The sequence below is a fragment of the Halorubrum californiense DSM 19288 genome (assembly GCF_000336875.1).
GTDB classification, from domain to species: Archaea; Halobacteriota; Halobacteria; order Halobacteriales; family Haloferacaceae; genus Halorubrum; species Halorubrum californiense.
The window spans coordinates 184,774-203,749 of record NZ_AOJK01000036.1; the positions used below are offsets into that span (position 1 = coordinate 184,774).

Here is an 18,976-nt window from a genome sequence, read left to right on the forward strand (position 1 = left end):
CCGAAACGAATGGTCGACGGCCTCGACGCGGACGCCTACGACGCGCTCGTCACCGCCGCGGAGACGTATCGCGCGGCGCTCGTCGTCAGGCTGGCGGGCGAGGCCGGTCTCCGCACCGAGGAGATAACCCGCGTCGCTCCGCGGCACCTACGCGAGGCGGAGTCCGTCGCGGGCGCGCGCCTCCTCGCGGTTCCCGCGGATGAAGACGAGAGCGGAGGGGGTAGCTCCCCCCGGTCTGGCGGCGAATCCGTCGACCGCGAGACAGTCGTTCCGGCGTCGCTGGCGGCCGACCTCGACCGGTACGCGACGAGCGAGGGGCTCGACGACGACGAGCCGTACGTCGACATCTCGCCCCGGCGCGTCCAGATGATCGTGCGCGAGACCGCGGCGCGGGCGGCCGGTCTCACCGACGGCGTGCTCGACGAGCGGGTCACCCCCAGCTCCCTCCGGAAGACGTTCGCGCGGCGGCAGCTCGTCGACCGCGACGTCGACCCGCGAGCGGTCCGCGACGCCGGCGGCTGGGAGTCGCTGGGCACGCTCGACCCGTACCTCGACCCGCTCGACGGCGAGGCGCTCGCGGCCGCTATCGCCGGCGACGAGCGGGCCGGCGACGCGTCCGCGGAGCGGGCCGGGACGGCCGTCTTACCGGGGTTCGAGGCGCTCGCGGACCCCGGGTCCGCGGCCCCTGCGGCGGCCGTCTCCGCCGGACTGGTCGAGGCAGACCGCTGGGCCGAGGCGTGGGTCGTCCGCCGGGCGGTCGGCGGCGAGCGGGCCGACGTGGCCACGGCGGCGGGCGTCGACCCGGAGACGCTCGCGGACCGCGGCGTGACCGCCGGTGGGCCGTGGCTGGACGCCATCGCGGACGGCGCGCCCGCGGCGACCGACGGTCGTCAGGGGACCGGGGGCCGACCCGGCCTCGCGGTCCCCGCGGCCTACGAGGGCGTGGTCCACGGTGCGCTCTGCGTCGTCGCGGCCGACGACGACCCGGTCGGCGACCCCGAACGCCGAGCGCTCGCCGCTCTCGGGGGGTGTCTCGGCCGCGCGATCACCGCGGACCGGTGGCGGGAGCTGCTCCACTCCGACGCGGTCACCGAGGTCGAGTTCCACACGACCGACGACCGCGCATTCCTCGCCCGCGCGAGCGACCGGCTGGACTGTCGGATCGAACTGGCGTCGACCGTCGACGTCGACGACGACATCTCCCGGGCGTACCTCTCCGTCGACGGGGTCCGCCCGCAAGACTTTGCGGCGGTCGTCGAGTCGTCGACGGGCGTCTCCGACTTCCGAGTGATAGAGACCGGCGAGGACGGCTGTTCGGCGTCGGTCCGCCTCGCGGACGGGTCGCTCGTCAGGGCGCTCATCGACCACGGCGCGACCGTGCGCGACGCGTCGGCAGCCGATGGCCGGGTCCGCGTCGTCGCGGACTTCCCCGAGGGGACGAACGTCCGCCCCGTCGCGGACGGACTCCGCGACCGGTTCGCGGACGTCAGGCTCGCGAGCAAGGAGTCGGTCGCGCGCTCGCCGCGCACGGAGTCGTCGCTGCGGGACGGGGTCGCCGACCGGTTCACCGACCGCCAGTGGGCCGCGCTGTCGGCGGCGTACCACGGCGGCTACTTCGACTGGCCGCGCGGGAGCACGGCCGAAGAGGTGGCCGACGCGATGGGCGTCTCGTCGCCGACGTTCCACAACCACCTCCGGAAGGCCCAGCGCGCGCTTCTCGACGGCGTCTTCGAGGACGACGCGGACAGACCGATTCGGGAGGGCGACGAGCGGGCGACCCCGCCCGGCGGGTGACATCCACTCGGGCGTGACCTCGTCCGGTGGCTGACCGACCGCCCGCTTGCGACCCCGCCCGGCGGTGCGACCTCCCTCCCGCTCGGCCGATATATATCACGATTTTTCGTATTTAGCGTCAGCGTTTATATGCCGATATCGGTTGGATACGACCGTACCATGACAGAGGGAGACGGCCAACTGGAAGCGAGACTCGCGGAACAGGAGGTATTCGAGCCGTCGGAGGAGTTCGTCGAGCAGGCGAACGTCTCCGACCCGGAGATATACGAGGAGTTCGAAGAGAACTGGCCCGAGTGCTGGGAGACGGCCGCCGACCTGCTGGAGTGGGAAACCGACTACGACCAAGTGCTCGACGACGGGAACCCGCCCTTCTACGAGTGGTTCACGGGCGGCGAGCTGAACGCGTCGGCGAACTGCCTCGACCGACACCTCGACGAGCGCGGCGACGAGGCCGCCATCGAGTGGGTCGGCGAGCCGGTCGACGAGGACGATCGCACGTACACGTACGAGGAACTCCACCGCGAGGTGAACGAGTTCGCGGCCGCCCTTCGGGAGCAGGGCGTCGAGGAGGACGACGTGGTCACGATGTACATGCCGATGATCCCGGAGCTGCCGATCGCGATGCTGGCCTGTGCGCGCATCGGCGCGCCCCACAGCGTCGTGTTCGCCGGGTTCTCGGCCGACGCGCTCGCGACGCGGATGAACTCCGCGGACTCCGAGTACCTCGTCACCTGCGACGGCTACTACCGCCGCGGCGACCCGCTCGACCACCTCGACAAGGCGAACGAAGGGCTCGCGGGCGTCGACCACGACACGACCACGGTGGTCGTCGACCGGCTCGGGCCGAACGGCGACGACTTCGGCCACGACCTCGGCGACGACCAGATCGACTACGACGACCTCGTCGCGGAACACGAGGGCGCCGAGGTCGAGCCGGTCACCCGCGACGCCGAGGACATGCTGTTCCTGATGTACACCTCGGGGACGACCGGACAGCCGAAGGGCGTGAAACACACGACCGGCGGCTACATGTCGTGGGTGTCGTGGACCTCGCAGTCGGTCCTCGACATCAAGCCGGATGACACGTACTTCTGTTCGGCCGACATCGGCTGGATCACGGGGCACTCGTACATCGTCTACGGGCCGCTCTCGCTCGGAACGACGACGATGATGTACGAGGGGACGCCGGATCACCCGGAGCGCGACCGGCTCTGGGAGATCGTCGAGGAACACGAGGCGACCCAGCTGTACACCGCCCCGACGGCGATTCGGGCGTTCATGAAGTGGGGCAAGGAGTTCCCCGACCGTCACGACCTCTCCTCGCTGCGGCTGCTCGGCACGGTCGGCGAGCCGATCAACCCCCGCGCGTGGAAGTGGTACTACAAGCACATCGGCGACGAGGAGTGCCCCGTCGTCGACACGTGGTGGCAGACCGAGACCGGCGGGATGATGGTGACGACGCTGCCCGGCGTCAAGGACATGAAGCCCGGCGCCGCGGGACCGCCGCTGCCGGGGCTCGACGTTCAGATCCTCGACACGCTCGGCGACGAGGTAGAGCCCGGAAAGGCCGGCTACCTCACGGTACAGAAGCCGTGGCCCGGCATGCTCCGGACGCTGTACAACAACGACGAGCGCTACATCCAGGAGTACTGGGCGGAGTACTCCGACACCGACAGCGACGACCCCGACGACTGGGTGTACTTCCCGGAGGACGGCGCGAAGATCGACGACGACGGCTACATCACCGTCCTCGGTCGCGTGGACGACGTGCTCAACGTCTCCGGCCACCGGCTGGGGACGATGGAGATCGAGTCGGCGATCGTCGGCGTCGAGGGCGTCGCCGAGGCCGCGGTGGTCGGCGGGAACCACGACATCAAGGGCGAGGCGGTGTACGCCTACGTGACGACCGAAGACGGTTACGAGGGTACCGACGACCTCCGCGACGCGATCGTCGCGGGCGTCGAGGACGCCATCGGCCCGATCGCCCGGCCGGAGCAGGTCGTGTTCACCCCTGACCTGCCGAAGACGCGGTCGGGGAAGATCATGCGTCGCCTGCTTGAGAACATCGCCGACGGCGAGGAACTCGGGAACACGAGCACGCTGCGGAACCCCGAGATCGTCGAGGAGATCCAGCGGAAGGCCGACGCCGAGTAGCGCTCGGCGAACCGTTTTTCCCTGTTCCACCCACGACCACGCCGGACCACACGACGACAATCATCACGAAAGAATCACACAAACGAACTCACAACACACGCCAAAACATGACAGATAATACCTCACGCGAACGAGACGACGGCGTCACTGATGGTGGCCGCGCAGTTGACGACGCGGCCGCCGAGGGTGACCGCGCAACTGACGACGCGGCCACCGACGGCGGCGTCGCCTCCGCCGGGGCCGCACAGACGCACCACAACACCGACTACCTCGGAGCGGAAGTGAACATCCTGAACCCGAGCACGCCGTACATGCGCGATCACCTGCGCATCGTGTGGTCGGGCTTCGCTATCTGGGTCCTCGCGGTGTGGGGGCCGGTGACGCTGACGCGGCTCGCCCCGGAGGGGATGACGAGCCAGATGCCGATCCTCCAGTTCCCGCTCCACTACTTCCTCGTCGCGTTCGGGGCACCGACCAGCGCGCTCATCTTGGCGTTCTGGTACTCGCGCAAGCGGGACGCGCTCGACGAGAAGTACGGCATCGAACACGGTGACGTCGCGGCGACCGACGGAGGGACCGACGAATGACGGCGAGCTCGCTCCTCCTACAGAGCGACCTCCTGCCGGAGGCGCTCAACATCTCGTTCAAGATCGGGCCGGCGCTGCTCGTGATCGGGATGCTCGGGCTGTTCCTCACCATCGGGTTCGTCTTCCGCGTGGCCGACACCGACGACATGTGGGTCGCCGGCCGTTCCATCGGGAACGTCGAGAACGGGATGGCGATCGGTGCGAACTGGATGTCGGCGGCATCGTACCTCGGCATGGCCGCGTCGATCGCGCTGGCCGGCTTCTACGGCCTCGTGTTCGTCGTCGGCTGGACGACGGGCTACTTCATCCTGCTCATCTTCCTCGCCGCGCAGCTGCGCCGGTTCGGGAAGTACACGGCGCCGGACTTCGTCGGCGACCGATTCAACTCCGACACCGCGCGCGCAATCGCGGCGGTGACGACGTTCCTCATCGGCTTCGTCTACGCCATCGGGCAGGCGAAGGGGATGGCGCTGGTCGGCCTGTACATCTTCGGTAACTACGGCGGTCTCATCCCCGGTCTGGACGGGTATCAGGTGATGGTCGTCGCCATGATGGTCGTCACCGTCGGCTACCTGACGCTGTCCGGGATGCTGGGCGCCACGAAGAACCAGGCGGTCCAGTACGTCATCCTCATCCTCGCGTTCGTCGTCGGGCTGTTCGTCGTCGGCTGGACGAACGGCTACTCGACGGTGCTGCCGCAGTTGGAGTACGGCGCGCTGATCAGTCAGCTCGGTAGCGAGTTCTCCCAGCCGTTCGCCTCGTCGGGCTACTACCTCTGGGTCGCGACGACGTTCTCGCTGATCGTCGGCACCTGCGGGCTCCCGCACGTACTCGTCCGGTTCTACACGGTCGAGAGCGAGCGGACGGCCCGCTGGTCGACTGTCTGGGGACTGTTCTTCATCTGCATCCTCTACTGGAGCGCGCCCGCGTTCGCGGCGTTCGGGACCGACCTCTACTCGCAGAACGTCGGCGCGACGTACGGCGACCCCGGCATGACGGGCGCGGCCAGCGAGGTCATCGTCGTGCTTGCGGCGCAGCTGTCCGGGCTCCCGTCTTGGTTCGTCGGCATCGTCGCGGCGGGCGGTATCGCCGCGGCCATCGCGACGGTCGCGGGGCTGTTCATCGCCGGCTCCTCGGCGATCAGCCACGACATCTACACGAACATCATCAACGAGGACGCGACGCAGCGCCAGCAGATCCTCGTCGGCCGCCTCTCGATCGTCGCGCTCGGCGCGCTGACCACGCTGGCTGCGCTCAACCCCGCGTCGTCGATCGCGGCGCTCGTCGGGTACGCGTTCTCGCTCGCCGGCTCCGTCCTGTTCCCGATGTTCTTCCTCGGCATGTGGTGGGAGAACGCCAACCGCCAGGGCGCGCTCGCCGGCATGACCACCGGGCTCACGCTCTGGTCGATCCCGATGATCAACCAGATCGTCCCGACGTACATCGGCTCGCTCGAAGCGCCGCTGTCGACCGGACTCGCGCAGGCGATGCCCGCCATCGGCTCGGCGCTCATCACGCTCCCCGTCGTGTTCGTCGTCACCATCGTCGTCTCGATGGCGACCGACGAGCCGTCGCTGGAGACGAAGCGGATCGTCCGGCAGTGTCACAGCCCTGAGCCGATGGGCCAGCAGGAGACCGCCGAGGACGTCGTCGCCGACGGTGGCGAAGACGTGGCGACCGATGGTGGCCGCGCAACTGACGACGCGGCCGCCGAGGGCGACCGCGCAACTGACGACGCGGCCACGGAGACGGAGGAGTAATCCATGTACGAACGCATCCTCGTCCCCACGGACGGCAGCGACGTCGCGGAGGCCGCCGTCGACCACGCGCTCGACCTCGCGGAGAAGTACGACGCCGAGGTCCACGCGCTGTACGTGGTCGACATCGACTCCGTGAACTTCAGCCTGGGCACCGAACAGGTCGACCGGCTCAAGCAGGGCCGGTTCGACGAGATGGGCGAACTGAAAGAGCAGGCCGACGAGGCGACCGGCGTGGTCGCCGACCGCGGCGCCGAACGCGGCGTCGACGTCGTCGAACACGTCTCGGGCGGTCGGCCGCACAAGGTGATCGCCGACTACGCCGAGGACAACGACGTGAGCCTCATCGTCATGGGGAGCCACGGCCGCGCGGGCGTCCGCCGCGCGCTGCTCGGGAGCGTCACGGAGCGCACCCTGCGCTCGACGCACGTCCCCGTCCTCGTCGTCGACTACCTCGACGAGGACTGACCCCCGAGGGTCGGCTCACTCGCCGACGGACGCATCGCCTCGCCGCGCGGCCGACGCCGCCCGGCTTCGCAACACCGACGTACCCCTCTCGTACACAGTCATATCATGCCCGACTCGGACGCCGCGAAGACGCCGGACGACCAGCAGACCGACCCGAGCGTCGCCGACCGCGCCCGGCACGTGCTCAGCGAGAACGGCACCGGAATGTTACAGGACCTGCTGTTCGCGCTCGTGTGGGTGGGGCTCGCGTCGGCGCTGTACGACTTCGCCTTCCCGACGGCCCCCCAGTGGGTGCTGTACATGTTCATGCTCGCGGGAATCCCGGCGTACTTCGGCTTCTTCATCTCGCTGGAGATGGCGAAGGAGCGCAGCGCGCGCTGACGCGGCGGCCGCTTCTCTCCTCGCCGTTCACCCGGCGAGTTCGCGGATGTCGCCGACGTCGAGCAGCCGCTCGCCCGGGTCGAGCGCGGCGCGGTACGTCGCCCGCGCGACGGTATCGACGGAGAGCGGTCGGGACTCGCCGAGCCGCGAGGCGAGCGGCGGCGCGCTCGCGACGAACCGGAGGATACGGTCGACGACGCCGGGGACGTGCGGCTGCCCCTCGCCATAGACGGGGCCGGGACGGAGGGTGACCACGTCGAGGTCGAGGTCGGCGATGGACGCCTCGGCGCGCCGCTTGGCCGTCAGGAAGGCGTTACGAATCCGCGGCGGCTTCGCCGCCGCGGAGAGGAAGACGAACGCGTCGACGCCCGCGCGTTCCGCCTCCAGCGCCGTGAGAAGGGCGGCGTCGCCGTTGACGCGCTCGAAGGTGACTCCCTCCGTCGGCGCTTCGGTGAGCGTCCCGACCGAGTGGACCACGGCGTCGACGCCGTCGAGGCGGTCGCGCCACGCGTTCGGGCGGAAGAGGTCGGCGCTCGTCCACGAGACGGCGTCCGCCCACGCCTCGTCGATGTCGGGCCGGCCGCTCCGCGAGACGCTGCGGACCTCGTGGTCGTCGCGGACCGCGAACCGGCAGACGTCGCGTCCGATGAAGCCGCTGCCGCCGACGACGAGGAGGGTAGCCATACGGTCGCGTACGCGCCGCCCCGTCTTGGGGTTTCGGGACGGGCGCGGCGGGGGCCGGCGGGTCGTTAGCGCCGGAGGAACCCGAAGAGCGCGTAGTCCTCGTCGGGGTCGTACCGGCGGAACAGGAGGCTGTTCGTCAGCACCGACACCGAGGAGAACGCCATCGCCCCGGCCGCGAGGACGGGCTGGAGCAGCCCGAGCGACGCGAGCGGGATCATCGCCGTGTTGTAGCCGAGCGCCCACACGAGGTTCTGTTTGATCTTCCGGAGCGTCGCGTCGGAGACGCGGATCGCCTTCACGACGTCGAGCGGGTCGTCGCGCATCAGCGTCACGTCCGCGGCCTCGATGGCCACGTCGGTCCCGCTCCCGATGGCGGTGCCGACGTACGCGACCGCGAGCGCCGGCGCGTCGTTGACGCCGTCACCGACCATCATCGCCCTCCGGCCGTCGGACTGGATCGCCTCGACCGCGTCGGACTTGTCCTCGGGGAGGACGCCGGCGCGGACGTTCTCGGGGTCGATCCCGACCTCCTCGGCGACCGCGCGCGCGGTGCGCTCGTTGTCGCCGGTGATCATCATCACGTCGATAGCGCGGTCGCGGAGCTGACTCACCGCGTCCGTCGCGCTCGGTTTCACCGTGTCCGCGTCGGCGACGACGCCGAGGAGCTCCCCCTCGTCCGCGCCGGCGGGCACGCGGGCGACGAGCATCGCCGTCTTCCCCTCGCTCTCCAGGCGTTCCATCGTCTCCGCGGCGGTCGAGGGATCGATCCCGTTGTCACGCAGCAGCTTCCGGTTGCCGACCAGTATTCGGCTTCCTTCCACGGTCGCTTTCACCCCGTGTCCGGGAACGTTCTCGAAGTCCTCGGGATCGCCGAGGGCGAGGCCGCGCGCCTCCGCACCGTCGACGATGGCGCGGGCGAGGGGGTGTTCGCTGCCCCGCTCCGCGCTCGCCGCGAGCCGGAGGACCTCGTCTTCGTCGGCCCGCGCGTCGGTCGCGGCGTCGTCGCCGGTGACCGGCGCGTCCTCGCCCTCGGCGACCGCGCCGCCGTCGGGGACGCGCTGGTCGCCGAGGGCGACCGCGTCCGTAAGCTCCATCTCGCCCGCCGTGAGCGTCCCCGTCTTGTCGAAGACGACGGTGTCGACGTCCTTCGCGCGTTCGAGGACGTCGCCGCCCTTGAACAGGACGCCGTGTTGCGCACCGATGGTGGTGCCGACCATCGTCGCGGCCGGCGTCGCGAGGCCGAGCGCGCAGGGACACGCGATCAGGACCGAGGAGGCGAAGACGACGACTGCGAACTCGAACACTGAAACGGTCCCGCCGACCGGCGCTGGCCCGCCCGCGACCTGTCCCCACAGCGGGAGCCGGTCGACGAACGCCGCAAGCGTCTCGGGGAAGAGGAACCAGACGACGCCCCACACCAGCGCGTTCGCGATGACCGCGGGGACGAAGTACGCGGAGATCCGGTCCGCGAGGTTCTGGATGTCGGGCTGGCGGGACTGCGCCTCCTTCACCGTCTGGACGATCTGCTGGAGCGCGGTGTCCGCGCCGACCTTCGTCGCCTCGACGACGAGGAGCCCGTTCTCGTTGATGGTGGACCCGACGACCTCGTCGCCCTCGCTCTTCTCGACCGGGACCGACTCGCCGGTCACCATCGACTCGTCGACGGCGGATTGCCCCTCGACGACGACGCCGTCGGTGGGGATCCGCTCGCCGGGCCGGACCTTCATCCGGTCGCCGACCTCGACCTCGTCGATAGGGACCTCATCCTCGTTGCCGTCCTCGTCGACGAGCGTGGCGGTGTCGGCCTCCATCTGCAAGAGCTTCCGGAGCGCTTCGCCCGCCTGCCCCTTCGAGCGGGCTTCGAGGTAGTTCCCGAGCGTGATGAACACGAGGATCAGCGCGGCCGTGTCGAAGTAGACGCTCCCGGCGATCAGATCGAGGAGGACGGCGACGGAGTAGACGTACGCCGTCGTCGAACCCAACGCGATCAGCACGTCCATGTTGGCGCGCCCGTTCGTGACGAGCGCCTTGTAGGAGTTCACGTAGAACGGCCGCCCGAGCACGATTTGGACCGGCGTCGCGAGCGCGAACGCGACCCAGTGAATGTCGAGGCCGAAGACGCCGTCCGGCACGATCGCACCCCCGAGGAGGAGGTTGTCGACGAGGAAGAAGAGCAGCGGCGCGGACAGCGCGGCGCCGAACAGCGTCAGCCGGCGCTGCTTTCGTATCTCGGCGTTCCGCGCCGCGTCGCGCGCGCTCTCGCCGGAGCCGTCGTCCTCCCCGTCGGCGCCTTCCCCGTCCGGACCCTCGCTCTCTCGGACGGGCGAGTAGCCCGCGTCCTCGACGGCGTCGTACAGCGCCGACAGCGAGGTCTCCGCGGGGTTGTACCTGACCTGCGCCTCGTCGGTCGCGTAGTTCACGTCGGCGTCGACGACGCCGGGCACGGACTCCAGCGCGTCGCGGTTGGCGTCCGCGCAGTTCGCGCACGACATGTCGGTGATCGCGACGGTCGCCGTCTCGGAGACCGCCCCGTAGCCCGCCTCCTCGATCGCGTCGTAGATCGCCGCGAGCGACGTCGCGTCCGGGTCGTACTCGACGGTCGCCTCGTCGGTGGCGTAGTTCGCGTCCGCCCGCGAGACGCCGTCTATCGACCCCACGGCGTCGCTGACGGTCGCCGAGCAGTTGGCGCAGCTCATCCCCGTGATGTCGAGGTGGGTGGTTCGGGTACTCATCTTGTGTACTACTACGGGATACACCCTTAGTGCGTTTTCCCCTTCGAAACCAAAGGTCTCGGGCGGGGATATCTTCGATTACAAAGCAGTCTCCGGCCCGTCCGGCCCGGACGTTTCGAGGAAAGACTTTGGAAGCGGCGCGTCCTACCCGCGACATGGCCCGTTTGGAGCGACTCAGGGTGTTTCCGGTGAAGGGGTTAGACGGGGTCGACGTCGAGGCCGCGACGGTCCTCGACGGCGGGACGCTGAAACACGACCGCGAGTTCGCGCTGTTCGACGCCGACGGCGACGTCGTCAACGGCAAGCGGACCGACCGGGTCCACGACCTCGCGACCGAGTTCGACCCCGAGTCGACGACGCTCCGGGTCGAGACGCCCGACGGGACCGTCCGGCGGTTCGACCTGAACGACGAGCGGGACCGCGCCGCGGAGTGGTTCGGCGAGTGCTTCGACGCGGACCTCCGGCTCCGCCGCGACGAGTCGCTGGGGTACGTCGACCGCCGAGAGATGGGCCCCTCCGTCGTCAGCACGGCGACGCTGGAGGCGGTCGCGTCGTGGTTCGACGGGATGACAGTCGACGGCGCGCGCCGCCGCCTCCGGGCGAACGTCGAGGTCTCGGGCGTCCCGGCGTTCTGGGAGGACCGGTTCGTCGGCGACGGGGCGCCGGCGTTCGAGATAGAGGGCGTGCGCGTCGAGGGCGTGACCCCCTGCGGTCGGTGCGTCGTTCCCGAGCGCGACCCCGACACCGGGGAGCCGACCCCGGAGTTCCGCGAGCGGTTCGTCCGGCGACGCGAGGCGACCTTCCCCGAGTGGGCCGACGAGGACGCGTTCGACCACTACTACACGCTGATGACCATCGCGCGGATCCCCGAGCGCGACCGCGGTGCGACGCTCCGCGTCGGCGACGAGGTCACGGTCAGCGAGTGAGAAACGGGGAGTGAAAGGCCGGGACGACTGGGAGTCGCGAGCGACCGGATCGCTCCGGCGCGAACGCCGATTTTTCCTTCGCAAGCGGCGAATACGCCCCGGAGAGCGTTCGTGGCGGCGATCCGCCGCAGCACGCAACACTTATCACACCGTCGGGAGACAGTTAGGGTGCGATGGCGACAGGCAAGGTCGACTTCTTCAACGACACCGGCGGCTACGGATTCATCGAGACTGACGACGCTGACGAAGACGTGTTCTTCCACATGGAAGACGTCGGCGGCCCGGACCTCGAAGAGGGACAGGAGGTAGAGTTCGAGATCGAGGAGGCGGACAAGGGTCCGCGCGCCACGAACCTCACTCGGCTGTAGCTCGGTCGCGGCATCCGCTACCGGCGAACTCGGACAGCTCTCGAAACACGTTCCGCGTATATTCTCACCGCGAGCGACGGCGCCGCCGTTTTGGTCGCCGGGCCGCCAACGAACCGATATGGAGGCAGACGACCCCGACGCACACGTCGCCGACCTCGACGCGTTCGTCGACGAGAACCTCGACCGCTACGCCGAGACGCAGGGCGTCCTCCCCGAACGGCTCGACGAGTTCGGCGAGCGGTACCGGTCGCAGGGACACCTGACCCGCGATCAGCTGTACGAGATCGCCTACGAGTCGTCCACGCGGAGCGCCTACCACGTCGAGAAGAACCCAGCGCCCCGGTGTCGGGAGGTGACGCGCAACGCTCGGCTCGTCGACGGCGACTTCTCGACGATCCACCTGATCACCGGCCTCGCGGGATTCAAGGCGCCGACCGCCTCGTGCGTGCTGGCCGCGCTCGACGGCGACCGCCACGCCGTCGTCGACACGCGCGTCTGGGCCTCCTTGGAGCGACTGGGCTACCTCGACGGTCGGAAGGAGAGCTTCGACGCCGCGGACTACGTCGCGATGATCGATCCGATCCGCGAGATCGCCGACGAGACCGACTCCCGCGCGGTCGACGTGGGATATGCGCTGTTCGCACACGACGCGCACGTCCGGGAGGGAACGCTCCACTGAGCCCAAGGGCGACCGAGAGCGGCGGCCGCACGGCCGCGCACGCCGCGCGCCGACCGTCTACAGCGGGTACTCGACGTCGGTCGCCTCGGTCGAGTACTCCCAGAGCTTCCGGGCGTCCTCGCGGTCGTAGGAGGCGTCGTTCGACCGGCCGACCGTCGGGTGGCCGCGCATGTTCATGAGACCGCCGGGCTCGACGTAGGCGCCGCCGTCGACGTCGGTCGTCGCCGCGAACAGCATCGGCTCGACGCCGATTTCGGGCTCCTGCCCCAGCACTGCGTTCGCGGCCTTCATGCCGACCTTCATCAGGGGGTTGCCGCTCTCGGCCGCGGTCCGCAGCTGGAGGTTCGTGTCCGTGTAGCCGGGGTGGCAGGCGACGCTGCGGATCCCCGGGTCCTCCCCCTCGTCGTCCGCCGCGTCGAGACGGCGTTCGAGTTCGTACGCGAACAGCAGGTTCGAGAGCTTGCTGCGCCCGTACGCCTTCCACTTCCCGTAGGACCGCTCCCAGTTGAGGTCGGAGAAGTCCATCTCGCCCTGCTCGTGGGCGCCCGACGACTGGGTGACGACACGGGCGTCGCCACCGATCCCCTCCGCGGCGTCGAGCAGGTCGAACAGGTGCCCCGTGAGCGCGAAGTGCCCGAGGTGGTTGACGCCGAACTGCGTCTCGAACCCGTCCTCGGTCTCGCTCCGCGGGATCGCCATCACGCCGGCGTTGTTACAGAGGACGTCGACCGCGTCGTAGTCGGCGGCGAGGCCGTCGGCGAACGACGCCACCGAGTCGAGCGACGCGAGGTCGCACTCGCGGACGTCGAGTTCGCCGTCGACCTCGCCGCCCGCGTCCGCCCGGATCTCGCGGGCCGCCTCCTCGGCGCGCTCGACGCTCCGGCACGCCATCACGACCGTCGCGCCCTTCGCGGCGAACTCGCGGGTCCCCTCGAAGCCGAGCCCGCTGTTCGCCCCGGTGACGACCACCGTCTTCCCGTCCAGCCGCGGCATCTCGTCGGCCGTCCATTCCGACATGGTCGAACGAAGGGGCGTCACGGGGAGAAACCTGTCGGCCGGTTAGATGCGGACTCTCGTGTCACACACTCTCGAACGGGTCGACGAGAGGGCGTCTGCCGCGGTGATACACTTTCACCGCGCCGCCGGTGCGTTTTTAGGTGCCTCCGGGAAAGGAGTGAGTACCGAATGACGTCCTTCCAGTCGACGATCGGCGACGAGGAGGGGATCGCGGAGGAGCTGGCCGAGGGCCAGCGCGAGATCTCCATCGCCGAGTTCTTCGAGAAGAACAAACACATGCTCGGGTTCGACTCGGGCGCCCGCGGGCTCGTCACCGCCGTCAAGGAGGCGGTCGACAACGCCCTCGACGCGACCGAGGAGGCCGGGCACCTCCCCGACATCTACATCGAGATCGAGGAGGTGGGCGACTACTACCGGCTCGTCATCGAGGACAACGGGCCGGGTATCACGAAAGAACAGCTCCCGAAAGTGTTCGGGAAGCTCCTGTACGGCAGCCGGTTCCACGCCCGTGAGCAGTCCCTGACACCGGATCAACAACTGCTCGTCAGACGGGACGGAAACGTCGAGTACATGCCTATCGGGGTACTCTGTGACGCGTACCTTCCGGGTGACGGTGATGCGACTGCTCCGGTCCCCGACGCGATTGAAGTTCCCTCGTTCAATCGTGAGACGCAGGAAATGAGCTGGCAACCGGTTACTCACGCGATTCGTCACGAGACGGACGAGCATACCTACGAGATAGAGACACAGAAGGGGAGAACGGTCGAGGTCACCGGAAATCACAGTGTGTTCAGCGTCGACTCGAACGGGAACACACGGGAGGTGAAGGCCGGTAAACTCGAATCCGGTGACACACTCCTCTCACCGCGCACGCTACCATCGACCGATCAGACCGTCGAAGAGATTAATCTCCTCGAACACGTCGACTCCGGAGCGTTTGCGGATCGGCGTGTCTACGTCTACGGCTTCGATCGGGAGACGCTCGAGCAACTCCAGACGGAAAAGACGGTTCGCCGGAAGCCCTCAGACGAAAGCGACCGAAAGCGGACGTACTACCGATACGATGGTGCCGAGATCCTGAAGGACAGCCTCGACCAGAACTACCTACAGAAAGGATATCTCCCGGCGGAGACGGTCTTGGAACTCGGTTGGGAAGAGAAGGCAGCCGACTGCGAGTTCAAGACGTACCGCGTTGGCGGCGACGAGACGACGCTTCCGGTGTCGCTACCGGCCGATGAGTCACTGGTCGAGATGCTGGCATACTACGTGTCGGAGGGCCATGCGGGACCGCGACAAGTCGGATTCACGTTCGGAAGTCACGAATCGGATCTGATCGAGGCGACAGAACAGGCGGTACAGACAATCGGTGGGGCGACGACAACGGCCGAGCGAGAGCGCAACTCGACGCGTGTGAAAGCGTTCGGTTCGCCACTAGCGCTGTTCTTGAAATCCGCCTGCGGCGATGCCGCTGAGAATAAGCGGGTTCCGGGCTTCGTATTCGACCTTGATCCGGATCTCCAGCGTCGGTTCATCGGAGCGCTCTACGAGGGAGACGGGTCCGATTCGCACCCGAGCAACGAGCTTTCCCACACGACACGCAGCGAGACGTTGGCTCGACAGCTCTCGACGCTCTGGAACATGCAGGGCGTCCTCGCGAGTACGGAGGTCTCGGAAGACAACGACGGGTACGGTGACAGTATCTCCACGAAGTATCGAACGAAGGTGTACGGTTCGGATATCGACACCGTCGATGCGCTCAAAAGCGCGGAATCTCCGCGGACACAGCAGTACAAGCGAGTCCCCACCGCGCTCCTTGACGAGGTTCGCGTCAGCGACACCGATGCTGAAACGGTGCCCGACACGATTCCCGGATTGCTGATGGCTGCCGGAATCGGATCGAGCCGGAAGCACGCTGAGACTTACGCCTCGCTGATTGAACGCGCTCTGGACGGTGATCGGATCGAGGAGCCGAGATACGCGCACAACCTACAGGAGTACGGGCTCATCGACGACGATGGCTTCGCGACTGACACACTCGAATCGCTCTGGGAGACGATCACCGATCTACATGGGATCACGGACACGGACATGTGTCTGCTCTCGGTGAAAAGCGTGAGCAAGACCGAACCGCCGGAACACGTGTACGATATCTCTGTTCCGGGTGAATCCGGAACTGACGAAAACTTCGTCGTCTCCAACGAGGGCGCACTGAGCGTGAAAAACAGCCGCGGGCAACAAGGAATCGGGATTTCAGCGGCCGTGCTGTACTCGCAGTTGACCTCCGGCCAGCCCGCGAAGATCACCTCGCGCCCGAAGGGCCAGTCGCGGGCGCAGTACTTCGAGCTCATCATCGACACCGACACGAACGAGCCGGAGATCAGCGCGGACGAGGAGACGACGTGGGACCGACCCCACGGCACCCGGATCGAACTGGAGATGGAGGCGAACATGCGCGCCCGCCAGCAGCTCCACGGCTACGTGAAACACACTGCGGTCGTCAACCCCCACGCGCGGCTCGAACTGCGCGAGCCGGGGCTCGACGAGCCGCTGAAGTTCGAGCGCGCGACCGACGAGCTGCCGGCGGAGACGAATGAGATCCGCCCGCACCCCCACGGCGTCGAACTCGGCACGCTGATCAAGATGCTGGAGGCGACGGAGTCGTACTCCGTCTCCGGGTTCCTCCAAGAGGAGTTCACCCGCGTCGGGAAGAAGACCGCCGACAGCGTGATCGACAACTTCCGCGACGTGTACTACGGCCGCGAGCTGTCGTGGTCGCCGCCGCGCGCACACGGCGACCGCGACGTCGCGAACGCGGTCTCCGAGGCCGTCGCCAACAAGGGGGCGGAAGCGACGACGGCCTTCGCGGAGGGCGTCGCCGAGACGGTGGGGAACAACGACCGGATCACCCGCTCCGAACTGGCCGAGATAGTCGACACCGTCGCGGAGACGGTCGAGGACGACACCGGCAAGACGTTCGGCGGGACCGTCCGCGAGAACGCGGTCGACGCCGCGTGGCGGGCGGTCACGGGCGGCGAGGGCGACGGGGACGACGATGCGGAAGGTAGCGACGACGAGGAGTCGCCGCTCGTCTCCGACGCCTACGCGCTGGTCGACGAGGCCACGTCGACGCGGAAGGACGACGAGGCGGTTCAGGCGATGGCCGAAGCGCTCGCGCGCCGGTTCGCGGACCTCGACGGCGACGCGTTCCGGATCACGCTCGACGACCTCGAACGCCTCGTCGCGGACGCGGCCTCGTTCGTCGCCGAGCAGCGCGACGCCACCTTCGGCGAGACCGCCCGGGGGAACGTCGTCGAGGCGTTCTGGTCGCGGGCGCGCACCGTGCCGGACGCCTCGCCGAAGGTGAAGGCGATCGGGGGCGACCGCGACGCCGCCGCCGACCTGCTCGACGCGATGCGGACGACGGACATCCTCGCGCCGCCGACGGACTGCCTCGCGCCGATCACGGCGGAGCTGGTCGAGGCCGGCCTGCGGAAGGAGTACGACGCCGACTTCTACGCGGCCGCGACCCGCGACGCCGAGGTCCACGGCGGCGACCCGTTCATCGTCGAGGCCGGCATCGCGTACGGCGGCGAGATCCCCGCCGAGGGGTCGGTCGAACTGCTCCGGTTCGCGAACCGCGTCCCGCTCGTCTACCAGCGCGGGGCCTGCGCGACGACCGACGTGATCAAGTCGATCGGCTGGCGGAACTACGGGCTCGACCAGCCCGGCGGCTCGGGGATGCCGAACGGGCCGGCCGTCATCAGCATCCACGTCGCCTCCACGAACGTCCCGTTCACGAGCGAGTCGAAGGACGCGCTCGCGAACGTCCCGGAGATCGAAGACGAGATCGAGCTCGCGGTCCGGGAGGCCGCCCGCGAGCTGAAGTCGTTCCTCAACAAGCGGCGCTCGATGCAGCAGCGCCGGGAGAAGCAGGACGTGCTCGGCCGGATCCTCCCGGAGATGGCCGACAAGGTCTCGGAGGTCACGGGCCGCCCGCGCCCCGACATCGACGGCGCGCTCGCGCGGATCATGAACAACGTCAGCGTCGAGCGCGAGGTGAACGGCGAGACGGTGACGCTCGTCGTCGAGAACCACTCAGACGTGAACGAGGAGCTGGATATCACCGACATCGTCTCGACGGAGCCGACGGACCTCTCCGACGGAACGGTGGTGGACATGGACGGCGAGTGGTTCGTCCAGTGGAAGCCCGAGGTGCCCTCGGGCGACGAGCGGGAACTGACGTACGCGGTCGACGGGGACCCCGAGTTCGAGGTCAGCGTCGGCGGCGTGGAGACCGAGAAACTCACGGTGAACGACTAAATGACGACCGAAAGCGATGCACGAGACGAGCTGATCGACCTGGCCGCCGACTTCTACGACCAGTTCGCGGCGGGGTCGATCCCGGAGATGACGCTCCCCACGCGGACGAAGAGCAACATCGAGTACGACGAGGAGAGCGGGGTCTGGACGTACGGCGACCGCACCTCGACGCGCAGCGCCAACTCGGTGCGCGGCGCGCGCAAGCTGCTGAAGGCCGCCTACACCATCGAGTTCCTCGCGAACCAGCTCGACGACGACCGCTCGTCGACGCTGCGTGAGCTGTACTACCTCTCGGAGTCGTGGGACAACGACGAGGCGCAGTTCAAATCCCAAGACGAGTCGAACGACCTCGTGGAGGACCTCGAAATCGTCACCGGCGTCACCCGCGAGGACTTCCACATGCGCCCGGAGGAGTCGGGCGCGAAGGTGATGGGACCGCTGCTCCTCCGCGAGCAGACCAACCGCGGTGAACGCGAAATCCACTGCCAGCTCGACGTGGGGCAGGGGGGCTATCAGATCCCGAACAACCCGGACACCATCGAGTTCCTCGACAACGACGCGGAGTTCGTCCTCTGCGTCGAGACCGGCGGGATGCGCGACCGGCTCGTCGAGAACGGGTTCGACGAGGCGCACGACGCGCTCGTGGTCCACCTCGGTGGCCAGCCCGCCCGCGCCACCCGCCGCCTGACGAAGCGCTTCCGCGACGAACTCGACCTCCCCGTGGTGGTGTTCACCGACGGCGACCCGTGGTCCTACCGGATCTACGGCTCCGTCGCGTACGGCTCGATCAAGTCCGCGCACCTCTCGAAGTACCTCGCGACGCCCGAGGCGCGGTTCATCGGGATCCAACCCGAGGACATCGTCGAGTACGACCTCCCCTCGGACCCGCTCTCCGACTCGGACATCAACGCGCTCGAATCCGAGCTTGAGGACCCCCGCTTCCAGACCGACTACTGGGAAGAGCAGATCGAACTCCAGCTCGACATCGGCAAGAAGTCCGAACAGCAGTCGCTCGCGAGCCGCGGCCTCGACTTCGTCACCGACACCTACCTCCCCGAACGGCTCGGGGAGATGGGCGTGCTGTAGGCGCGACCGCCGTCGCCCTCGGC

General features: G+C 68.5%; 14 protein-coding genes. 11 read left to right on the forward strand and 3 right to left on the reverse strand.

Translation table 11 applies throughout. The features are described from left to right. The first annotated feature begins 9 nt into the window (after positions 1–9). The 6 genes from C463_RS07595 (at position 10) to C463_RS07620 (ending at position 7,141) form a co-directional block, all read left to right on the forward strand. Positions 10–1,794: a bacterio-opsin activator domain-containing protein gene (locus tag C463_RS07595; protein ID WP_008442515.1), complete on the forward strand. Its 1,785-nt coding sequence runs from the start codon at positions 10–12 to the stop codon at positions 1,792–1,794. A gap of 159 nt (positions 1,795–1,953) precedes the next feature. Further along, the gene (gene acs, locus C463_RS07600; RefSeq protein WP_008442516.1) at positions 1,954–3,948 is read left to right on the forward strand and encodes an acetate--CoA ligase; all 1,995 of its coding nucleotides are present in this window, start codon (positions 1,954–1,956) and stop codon (positions 3,946–3,948) included. Positions 3,949–4,055: 107 nt separating this feature from the next. Continuing rightward, positions 4,056–4,535 carry a DUF4212 domain-containing protein gene (locus C463_RS07605; protein WP_008442517.1) on the forward strand — a complete coding sequence of 160 codons (480 nt, stop codon included), beginning with the start codon at positions 4,056–4,058 and terminating at the stop codon, positions 4,533–4,535. Then, positions 4,532–6,295, forward strand: coding sequence for a VC_2705 family sodium/solute symporter (locus tag C463_RS07610; RefSeq protein WP_008442518.1), 1,764 nt, complete (start codon positions 4,532–4,534; stop codon positions 6,293–6,295). The genes C463_RS07605 and C463_RS07610 overlap by 4 nt, the downstream gene beginning before the upstream one ends. Before the next feature lie 3 nt (positions 6,296–6,298). Next, positions 6,299–6,760, forward strand: coding sequence for a universal stress protein (locus C463_RS07615; protein WP_008442519.1), 462 nt, complete (start codon positions 6,299–6,301; stop codon positions 6,758–6,760). A gap of 105 nt (positions 6,761–6,865) precedes the next feature. Beyond that, entirely contained in the window at positions 6,866–7,141 is a 276-nt protein-coding gene (locus C463_RS07620; protein ID WP_008442520.1) for a hypothetical protein, read from the forward strand. A gap of 27 nt (positions 7,142–7,168) precedes the next feature. Here the strand turns inward: C463_RS07620 and C463_RS07625 are convergent, their stop codons facing one another. Beyond that, on the reverse strand, positions 7,169–7,825 hold the full coding sequence (locus C463_RS07625; protein ID WP_008442521.1) for an NAD-dependent epimerase/dehydratase family protein: 657 nt from the start codon (positions 7,823–7,825) through the stop codon (positions 7,169–7,171). Between the two features lie 65 nt (positions 7,826–7,890). Then, positions 7,891–10,557, reverse strand: a complete 2,667-nt coding sequence (locus tag C463_RS07630; protein ID WP_008442522.1) for a heavy metal translocating P-type ATPase — start codon at positions 10,555–10,557, stop codon at positions 7,891–7,893. 155 nt (positions 10,558–10,712) lie between these two features. Between C463_RS07630 and C463_RS07635 the strand changes: the two genes are divergently transcribed. The 3 genes from C463_RS07635 (at position 10,713) to C463_RS07645 (ending at position 12,530) form a co-directional block, all read left to right on the forward strand. After that, positions 10,713–11,483 (forward strand): MOSC domain-containing protein, encoded by a 771-nt coding sequence (locus C463_RS07635; RefSeq protein ID WP_049905670.1) that lies wholly within the window; start codon positions 10,713–10,715, stop codon positions 11,481–11,483. A gap of 173 nt (positions 11,484–11,656) precedes the next feature. Then, positions 11,657–11,851, forward strand: coding sequence for a cold-shock protein (locus C463_RS07640; protein WP_004045866.1), 195 nt, complete (start codon positions 11,657–11,659; stop codon positions 11,849–11,851). Positions 11,852–11,969: 118 nt separating this feature from the next. Beyond that, positions 11,970–12,530, forward strand: a complete 561-nt coding sequence (locus tag C463_RS07645) for a hypothetical protein (protein ID WP_008442524.1) — start codon at positions 11,970–11,972, stop codon at positions 12,528–12,530. A 57-nt stretch (positions 12,531–12,587) separates the two neighbouring features. Here the strand turns inward: C463_RS07645 and C463_RS07650 are convergent, their stop codons facing one another. Beyond that, entirely contained in the window at positions 12,588–13,547 is a 960-nt protein-coding gene (locus C463_RS07650; protein ID WP_008442525.1) for an oxidoreductase, read from the reverse strand. 168 nt (positions 13,548–13,715) lie between these two features. On the opposite strand from C463_RS07650, the gene C463_RS20125 reads away from it, so the two are divergent. Next, positions 13,716–17,867, forward strand: a complete 4,152-nt coding sequence (locus C463_RS20125) for an ATP-binding protein (RefSeq protein WP_008442526.1) — start codon at positions 13,716–13,718, stop codon at positions 17,865–17,867. Beyond that, the gene (locus C463_RS07660; protein ID WP_008442535.1) at positions 17,868–18,953 is read left to right on the forward strand and encodes a DNA topoisomerase IV subunit A; all 1,086 of its coding nucleotides are present in this window, start codon (positions 17,868–17,870) and stop codon (positions 18,951–18,953) included. It abuts the gene before it with no gap. Positions 18,954–18,976: the final 23 nt, after the last annotated feature.